The organism is Tissierella creatinophila DSM 6911, from assembly GCF_001940565.1.
Taxonomy (GTDB): domain Bacteria; phylum Bacillota; class Clostridia; order Tissierellales; family Tissierellaceae; genus Tissierella_A; species Tissierella_A creatinophila.
The window spans coordinates 1-7,822 of the sequence record NZ_LTDM01000035.1 but is presented as its reverse complement, the minus strand read 5'-3'; the positions used below and the strand labels follow the sequence as shown (position 1 = coordinate 7,822).

Annotated in this window: 5 protein-coding genes, 10 tRNA genes and 1 rRNA gene; 15 read left to right on the top strand and 1 reads right to left on the bottom strand. The window is 31.3% G+C overall.

What is annotated here, in order from left to right:
• Positions 1-8: 8 nt before the first annotated feature.
• The 14 genes from rrf to TICRE_RS08880 all read left to right on the top strand — a co-directional run bounded on the left by rrf (position 9) and on the right by TICRE_RS08880 (position 5,363).
• Positions 9-125 (top strand): 5S ribosomal RNA (gene rrf / locus TICRE_RS08945).
• Positions 126-206: 81 nt separating this feature from the next.
• Positions 207-281: transfer RNA gene (locus TICRE_RS08940), tRNA-Asn, on the top strand.
• 8 nt (positions 282-289) lie between these two features.
• Positions 290-378 (top strand) — tRNA-Leu (locus tag TICRE_RS08935).
• Between the two features lie 46 nt (positions 379-424).
• Positions 425-501: transfer RNA gene (locus tag TICRE_RS08930), tRNA-Met, on the top strand.
• A gap of 93 nt (positions 502-594) precedes the next feature.
• Positions 595-669 (top strand) — tRNA-Glu (locus TICRE_RS08925).
• A 23-nt stretch (positions 670-692) separates the two neighbouring features.
• Positions 693-768: transfer RNA gene (locus TICRE_RS08920), tRNA-Val, on the top strand.
• A gap of 122 nt (positions 769-890) precedes the next feature.
• A tRNA-Asp gene (locus TICRE_RS08915) sits at positions 891-967 on the top strand.
• 33 nt (positions 968-1,000) lie between these two features.
• Positions 1,001-1,076: transfer RNA gene (locus TICRE_RS08910), tRNA-Thr, on the top strand.
• 29 nt (positions 1,077-1,105) lie between these two features.
• Positions 1,106-1,180 (top strand) — tRNA-Gly (locus tag TICRE_RS08905).
• Between the two features lie 60 nt (positions 1,181-1,240).
• Positions 1,241-1,314 (top strand) — tRNA-Gly (locus tag TICRE_RS08900).
• A gap of 24 nt (positions 1,315-1,338) precedes the next feature.
• A tRNA-Arg gene (locus TICRE_RS08895) sits at positions 1,339-1,415 on the top strand.
• A gap of 120 nt (positions 1,416-1,535) precedes the next feature.
• The gene (locus TICRE_RS08890) at positions 1,536-2,768 is read left to right on the top strand and encodes a glutamate-5-semialdehyde dehydrogenase (protein ID WP_075727264.1); all 1,233 of its coding nucleotides are present in this window, start codon (positions 1,536-1,538) and stop codon (positions 2,766-2,768) included.
• Positions 2,769-2,776: 8 nt separating this feature from the next.
• Complete coding sequence (gene proB, locus TICRE_RS08885; protein ID WP_198927539.1) at positions 2,777-3,565, top strand: glutamate 5-kinase; 789 nt, start codon at positions 2,777-2,779, stop codon at positions 3,563-3,565.
• A gap of 148 nt (positions 3,566-3,713) precedes the next feature.
• Positions 3,714-5,363: a putative manganese-dependent inorganic diphosphatase gene (locus TICRE_RS08880; protein WP_075727260.1), complete on the top strand. Its 1,650-nt coding sequence runs from the start codon at positions 3,714-3,716 to the stop codon at positions 5,361-5,363.
• 61 nt (positions 5,364-5,424) lie between these two features.
• Here the strand turns inward: TICRE_RS08880 and TICRE_RS08875 are convergent, their stop codons facing one another.
• Positions 5,425-6,957, bottom strand: coding sequence for an FAD-dependent oxidoreductase (locus TICRE_RS08875; RefSeq protein ID WP_075727258.1), 1,533 nt, complete (start codon positions 6,955-6,957; stop codon positions 5,425-5,427).
• A gap of 226 nt (positions 6,958-7,183) precedes the next feature.
• Here TICRE_RS08875 and TICRE_RS08870 point away from each other — a divergent pair, with 226 nt between their 5' ends.
• Positions 7,184-7,819: a zinc dependent phospholipase C family protein gene (locus tag TICRE_RS08870; protein WP_075727256.1), complete on the top strand. Its 636-nt coding sequence runs from the start codon at positions 7,184-7,186 to the stop codon at positions 7,817-7,819.
• Positions 7,820-7,822: the final 3 nt, after the last annotated feature.

Below are 7,822 nucleotides of genomic sequence, written 5' to 3'. Positions count from 1 at the left end.
GTAGTTTATCTGGTAACAATAGCAAGAGGGACACACCTGTACCCATACCGAACACAGAAGTTAAGCCTCTTAACGCCGATGGTACTTGGATGGCAACGTCCTGGGAGAGTAGGAAGTCGCCAGATTAGTGACCTAAACTTAGTAACAATAATAAGCTTTTAATAGGTCAAATGTAGTAGCATAGATAATCTATGCAGTTCTACTATTCTTAGGTAGCTCAATGGTGGAGCAACCGGCTGTTAACCGGTAGGTTGTGGGTTCGAGTCCCACCCTGAGAGCCAATTAAGTTGCCGGAGTGGCGGAACTGGCAGACGCACAGGACTTAAAATCCTGCGGCCTTTATCGGTCGTACCGGTTCAATTCCGGTCTTCGGCACCAACTTTTTACTTAATACCTAAGTAAGTGTACAACTTTAATAATATAACGCGGGATGGAGCAGTCTGGTAGCTCGTCGGGCTCATAACCCGGAGGTCATAGGTTCAAATCCTGTTCCCGCAACCATAAACTCTTTTTAGAATAGGGAGTACCCCAGGGTGCAACCATAAATTTATTTTATAATAGGTAGTGCCCCAGGGCACAACCATAAAATTATAAGGCCCCATGGTCAAGCGGTTAAGACATCGCCCTTTCACGGCGGTATCCCGGGTTCGAATCCCGGTGGGGTCACCAATTAACATCATATTTAAATATATGGGCGCATAGCTCAGTTGGGAGAGCACCTGCCTTACAAGCAGGGGGTCACAGGTTCGAGCCCTGTTGTGCCCACCATATTATGACCTAATCCAATTTGCATAGCAAATTTATGGTAGGTCAAATGCAATGAGTACCAAATTTATACGACCGATAGGGAGTAAATAAATTTGTGTCACGAAACTGCTAAAAATTAATGCGGCCTGGTAGTTCAGTTGGTTAGAATGCCAGCCTGTCACGCTGGAGGTCGAGGGTTCGAGTCCCTTCCAGGTCGCCAATTAAATACATAATTTTTTAAAGAAATAACAATGCTGGCGTAGCTCAATTGGTAGAGCAACTGACTTGTAATCAGTAGGTTGGGGGTTCAAGTCCTCTCGCCAGCTCCATAAGATACTTCTTTCCACCAAAACGTTGTGCGGAAGTGGCTCAGTGGTAGAGCATCGCCTTGCCAAGGCGAGGGTCGCGAGTTCGAATCTCGTCTTCCGCTCCACAATTAATCCCCGGAGGAAACTGTGAATTTCCTTTAGGGATTAATTTTTTAAAAACTTTTGCGGGTGTAGCTCAGTGGTAGAGCTCCAGCCTTCCAAGCTGATTGCGAGGGTTCGATTCCCTTCACCCGCTCCACAAACAAATTATAAATACTTATATGTACCCTTAGCTCAGCTGGATAGAGTACTTGGCTACGAACCAAGGGGTCGGGGGTTCGAATCCCTCAGGGTACGCCAATAAAAAAACACTTAAAACTATACAGTTTTAAGTGTTTTTTTATTTTATTAAATTATCTTAATATCTATGATATAATAAATAAAAGATATATAATTATTGGAGGGATTAAATTGTCATATATGGAAAGTAAAGGTATTGCATTAAGAAATGCAGAAAAACAATTATCTATAGCTTCTACAAGAGATAAAAACTTAGCTTTACAAAAAGTTGCAGAATCTATTAAAAATAATAGACAAGAAATATTAAATGCCAATCAAAAAGATGTAGATATTTCTAGGAAAAATAATATGACGGAAGCTTTAATAGATAGACTTATGCTAGATGATGATAGATTAGATGGAATAATTGAAGGTATAAATACAGTAATAAAGTTACAAGATCCCGTATGGCAATCTAATAAAGTCTGGACTATCGAAAATGGCTTGACTATATCTCAAATGACAACTCCTTTAGGAGTGTTGGGTATAGTTTATGAATCTAGACCAAATGTTACAGTAGATGCCTTTAGCTTAGCATTAAAATCAGGAAACTGCATAATATTAAGGGGAAGTTCATCTGCTATAAATTCTAATATAGCATTAGTAAAAGCTATAAAAGAAGGTCTTCAAAATTCTCCTATTTCCAAAGAAGTAGTTCAATTTATAGAAGATACCAATAGAGATCTTGTTTTAGATATGTTAAATGCTAATGATTATATAGACCTAATCATCCCAAGAGGTGGAAAAGGTTTAATACAATTTGTAATACAAAACTCAACTGTACCTACACTACAAACTGGAGAGGGCAATTGTCATATATTTGTAGATAAATCAGCTGATTTAAACAAGGCTTTAGATATATTGATAAATGCAAAAACTCAAAGACTTGGGGTATGTAATGCCTGTGAAACTCTATTAGTACATCAAGATATAAAAGAAAAGTTTTTACCTATGGTTTATGAAAACTTAAAAGAAAAAATTGAATTAAGAGGTTGCAATAATACAAAAACTATTATAAACATAAAAGATGCACTAGAAAAAGATTATAAAGAGGAATTTTTAGATGCTATTTTAGCGATAAAAGTTGTTAACGATATAGATGAGGCAATAGAGCATGTAAACAAATATGGTACAAAACATTCTGAGGCAATAATTACAGAAGATTTAACTAATGCCAACAGATTTCAAAGAAGAGTAGATGCTTCCACCATATATGTAAATGCATCTACAAGGTTTACAGATGGTTCAGAATTTGGATTTGGGGCAGAGATGGGAATAAGTACACAAAAGATTCATGCAAGAGGACCAATAGGATTAGAGCAACTTGTAACATATAAGTATTTAGTAATGGGAGAAGGTCAAATTAGAAAGTAGGTATAATAATGCAAAAAACAATACAAAATAGTAAAAAGATAGTAATAAAGATAGGAAGCAGTACAATTACAAGTGAAGATGGAACTATTGATAAAGAATTTATAAAAAACTTAGCTCCTCAAATAAAGAGTTTGATGGATAGTGGAAAGAGGGTAATACTTGTATCTTCAGGTGCTAGAATAGCAGGGGTTAGTACGATTGGTAAATGGTCAAGAAAAGAAGATATAAATTATAAACAAGCACTATGTGCCATTGGTCAAGTTGAACTGATGGATTCATATAGAAAAATATTTGGAGAATATGGTTTGCATATAGCACAAGTATTACTAACTAAAGAAGACTTTGAATCCACATCTAGAACATTAAATATTAGAAATACACTATTTACCTTGTTAGATGAGGGGGTAGTTCCTATCATAAATGAAAATGACACAGTATGTGTTGAAGAAATAAAGATAGGGGATAATGATTTAATGGCAGCTAGAACTAGTGAACTTTGGGGAGGAGATTTACTTATAATTTTAAGCGATATAGTTGGTATATACGATAAAAGTCCTACAGAAAACAAAGATGCAAAACTTATAGAGATAGTTAATGACCCTTATGATTTAGAAAAAAACATTTCAATAGGTAAAAATAGTTCGTTTGGAACAGGTGGCATTGCAACTAAGATAAAGGCAGCTAAAATAGTAACACCTTATGGAACTTCTCTAATAGTAGCTAGAGGTAAACAAAAAAATATTATTTTAGATTTAAGTGAGGGAAAAGAAAAGGGAACTTTATTTTTAGGAAAGTAAAACAAAAAAACATAATCACAAATAAACCATATCTCATTAAAAATGCCAAAGAATACAGCTTATATTTATTAGCATTTTTAATGGGATTAATTTTTAAAATAGTTTATAAATACCTTTGTTTAAAAACTGGGAAAAAAGAGGGGATTAAATGAAAGAAACAGTATATATAACAGGCCATAAAAATCCTGATTCAGATTCTATCTGTTCAGCCATTGCATATGCAGAATACAAAAACACACTAGGAGATGTAAATGCTATTCCAGTAAGGCTTGGTAATATAAATAGAGAGACAGATTTTATATTAAAATATTTTGGAGTAAAGTCTCCAACGCTTCTTGAAACAGTAAAATTGAGCGTAGAAGATTTGGATTTTGACAAAATAGCTCCTATTACATCGGATATATCATTGCGTATGGGTCTTGAATTGATGAAAAAAAACACTTTAAATAGCATTGCTGTAATAGATGAAAACGAAGAACTAATTGGAGTTGTAACTATTTCTGATATTATTCAATCTTATATTGATGTATGGGATAATACTATACTTGGAAAATCTAATACATCAATAGATAATGTATTAGACACTCTTTCTGCTAAACCAATATTTATATCAAAAGACAAAAAGAAATTTATTGGAAAATTGTTAGTTCTTGCAATGAAACCAGAAAGCATGGAGGAGAGCATTGAAAAAGAAGATATAGTTATATGTGGCGATAGAAAAGATAGTCAATATCTTGCTTTAGAAAAAGGAGTGTCATTACTTATAATAACTGGAAATAATGAAGTAGATAAAGAAATAATAGAAAAGGCAAAGGAAAATAATATATCTATTATTAGTACTCCACACGATACATTTACAACTTCTAGACTTATAACACAGTCTATTCCAATTGATTATGTATCTACAAAAGAAAACTTGATCTTATTTGAATTAGATGATTTAGTAGATGATGTAAAAGTCAAAATGTCTCAAACTAGGTATAGATCTTACCCTGTAGTAGATGATAAAAAAAAGGTAGTGGGACTTATATCAAGATATCATCTAATATCTAGTATTAAGAAAAAAGTTATACTGGTAGATCATAATGAAAGAAGTCAATCTGTAGATGGGCTCGAAGAGTCAGAGATACTAGAGATAATAGACCATCATAGGGTAGCAGATGTATTTACTGGAAATCCTATATATTTTAGAAATGAACCAGTAGGAAGTACAGCCACAATAATTGCATCTATATTTTTTGAAAATGGAAGGAGACCTTCTAAAAAGATAGCGGGTATTTTAGCAGCAGCAATTATTTCAGATACACTTTTATTTAGATCACCTACATCTACTAGCACTGATAAGATTATGTTGAAGAGATTAGAAAAGATATCTGATTTGGATGTGGAAAAGTTTGCTATGGAAATGTTTAAAAATGGAACATCTCTTACAGGAAAAACACCAAAAGAGTTATTAAAAGAGGATTTTAAAGTATTTACTATAAATGAACAAAAAATAGGTATAGCTCAAGTTTATACGATGGATAGAGAGAGTTTAAAAGATATAAAAGTTGAACTTTTAAGATTAATGGAAGAAAGAAGACAAGATAAGGGGTATTCTACCTTTATATTAATGCTTACAGATATATTCAAAGAAGCTTCTGAAATAATAGTAGTAGGAGAAAATATAGAAATAATAGGAAAAGCTTTTGAAAAAGACATAGTAAATAATTCTTTTTATGTGAAGGGGGTTCTTTCAAGGAAAAAACAAATAGTTCCTCCTATAACAATAGCTCTTACCAGTATAGAAGGATTATAAAATACCAACTATTTAACTATAGGGACTATATTAATATAGTCCCTATAGTTAAACAAGTTTTTTATATATCTACCTTTTTTAAATCTGTAGTTGCAGGTCCTTCTAAAACTTTACCATCAAAATTAAACCTAGAACCATGACAAGGACAATCAAAACTTCTCTCTGCATTGTTATATTCTAATTCACATCCTAAGTGTGTACAAGTACTATCTGATAAAAATAGAACACCCGAAGCATCTCTATATGCAGCTACCCTTTTACCATTATATTTTATTATTCCACCTTCATCGTTTCTTATATCGTTTAAATTTATCTCATCAGGAAGTACTTTTCCCTTGATAAGTTCCTTAGCTACATTTAAATTGGATTTAATAAACTTGTTAAGATTATGTTTTACTTCACCACGCGAGGGGTTAAAAAGCTCTTCATACTTTGAAGCTTTTTCTTTTATCAAATCTGAAATAAGAATACTTGCAAAGCTTCCATTACTCATTCCCCATTTGTTAAATCCAGTTGCTACAAATATATTTTCATACCTAGAAGTAAGCCTTCCTATATAAGGGATTTTATCTACCGATTGATAGTCCTGTGCAGACCATCTATAAACAGGATCATCTACTTTAAAATTATTTTTAGCAAAAGCTATTAATTTTTCATAACTTTCTTTTTCTGAACTTGCTTGACCTACTTTATGTCCTTTACCACCTATTAAAAGATAATGGACTCCATCAGTATTAGAAAATCTTAAAGAGTAAGGTGACTGTGATTTAGATATCATCATATAACTATCATCTAAAGGTTCTTTAGTAGGAAAGGCAAGTAAATAAGATCTATAAGCTTCAAGTCTTGTAAAATACATTCCATTAGCACCAAAAAATGGATATCCTGTAGATATAACAAGGTTTTTACAATTAATTATAAAGTCGTTATTTGTTACAACTTTTACATTTCCACCATCTTTAACCAAGTACTTAGCACAAGTATCTTTAAATATAGGTACATCTTTTTCTAATAAATATTTTATTAGAGAATCTAAATATTTTACAGGATTAAGTTCGAATTGAGAATCCACTTTTAATCCACCAATCCCCTTTATATTAAAAGGTAGATCATGGATAAGTTCATGTGGTATGCCTAATTTTTCATATGAACTTTTTTCATCTAATATTTCATTAAACTCTTTTTCATTTTCTCCATAGATAATGCTGGAAGTTTCTTTAAAGTCACAAGATATATTATGTCTTTGGACTAAAGTCCTTACAAGATTTAATCCATCAAGTTGCGATTCGTAGTATAGTCTAGCTTTTTCTAGACCGTAATTTTTTAATATTTCACTATAAATTAAATCATGCTGAAATGTAAACTTAGCAGTAGTGTTTCCACTAGTTAAATGAATAGGTGTATCTTTATCTATAAGTACTACCTTATACCCTAATTCATTTAACATATAAGCTGTACTTATACCCGTAATACCAGCACCTATTATACATATATCACAAATTATATTCTTTTCTAATTTAGAAATATTACTAGATATACTATCCTTAAGCCATAAAGATAAAGATTTGTTTTTGAAAATGTCAAAATTATCCATATAATCTACCTCCAAATAATATTACTATCTATGAATACTTATTCCCATTTTATAGATTTAATATAATATTTTTATTAAATATTGAATATAATATTATTAATTAACAATATTATGATGATTGATATTTAATAAACATTATTATTAGTTGACTAAATTCTAAACTTATTATATTATAAATAAGAGAGATAAAACAAAAGTTACTTTATATATAAAGGAGTGGTTCTAAATATTTGCAGATAGCCATAAACTTATAGCACTTAATGTTTACAATAATGTATTTGAAAATTACGGACTAAAACTAGATAAAGAAAAATTATTATGGGGCTCTATTGCTCCAGACATTTTACCTAAATATAGATTTATTAGACATTACAAAGATGAAAGCTTAGATTATGTTGTAAAAGAAATTATAAAAGTTATTTTTATGAGTAGATATGTAGATTTTAATAACAATGTAGATTCTCTAACGATGAAACTTTTGAGTAGGAAAATAGGGATAATCTCACATTATTTGACTGATTTTGTATGTGTACCTCATTCTAAAAGATGGACTTTTATAGGCTCTATGAAAAAACATATTAAATACGAAAAAGAATTAGATGCATATGCTAAGCATCATGATTTTAAAAAACATGTAATTTCAACTAATGATATAGATCTATATAATAATGAATCTGTAGAACTAAAGGCACAGATTAAAAACTATATCGAATCTGTCATAGAAGAATATTCTCTTAAATTAAGTTTTAAAAATGATTTAGACTTTGCAGCAGAATTTAATACTAAGATAAGCTATTTTATTTTAGATACAATAAATGCTTATTCTGAGGAACTACAAAGACAATTTATATTTGAAGTATAATAG

Excerpts from the sequence above, each read along its gene's own strand:
- TICRE_RS08890 (WP_075727264.1), top strand. The coding sequence starts at position 1,536 with ATGGAAAGTAAAGGTATTGCATTAAGAAATGCAGAAAAACAATTATCT.
- proB (WP_198927539.1), top strand. The coding sequence starts at position 2,777 with ATGCAAAAAACAATACAAAATAGTAAAAAGATAGTAATAAAGATAGGA.
- TICRE_RS08880 (WP_075727260.1), top strand. The coding sequence starts at position 3,714 with ATGAAAGAAACAGTATATATAACAGGCCATAAAAATCCTGATTCAGAT.
- TICRE_RS08875 (WP_075727258.1), bottom strand. The coding sequence starts at position 6,957 with ATGGATAATTTTGACATTTTCAAAAACAAATCTTTATCTTTATGGCTT.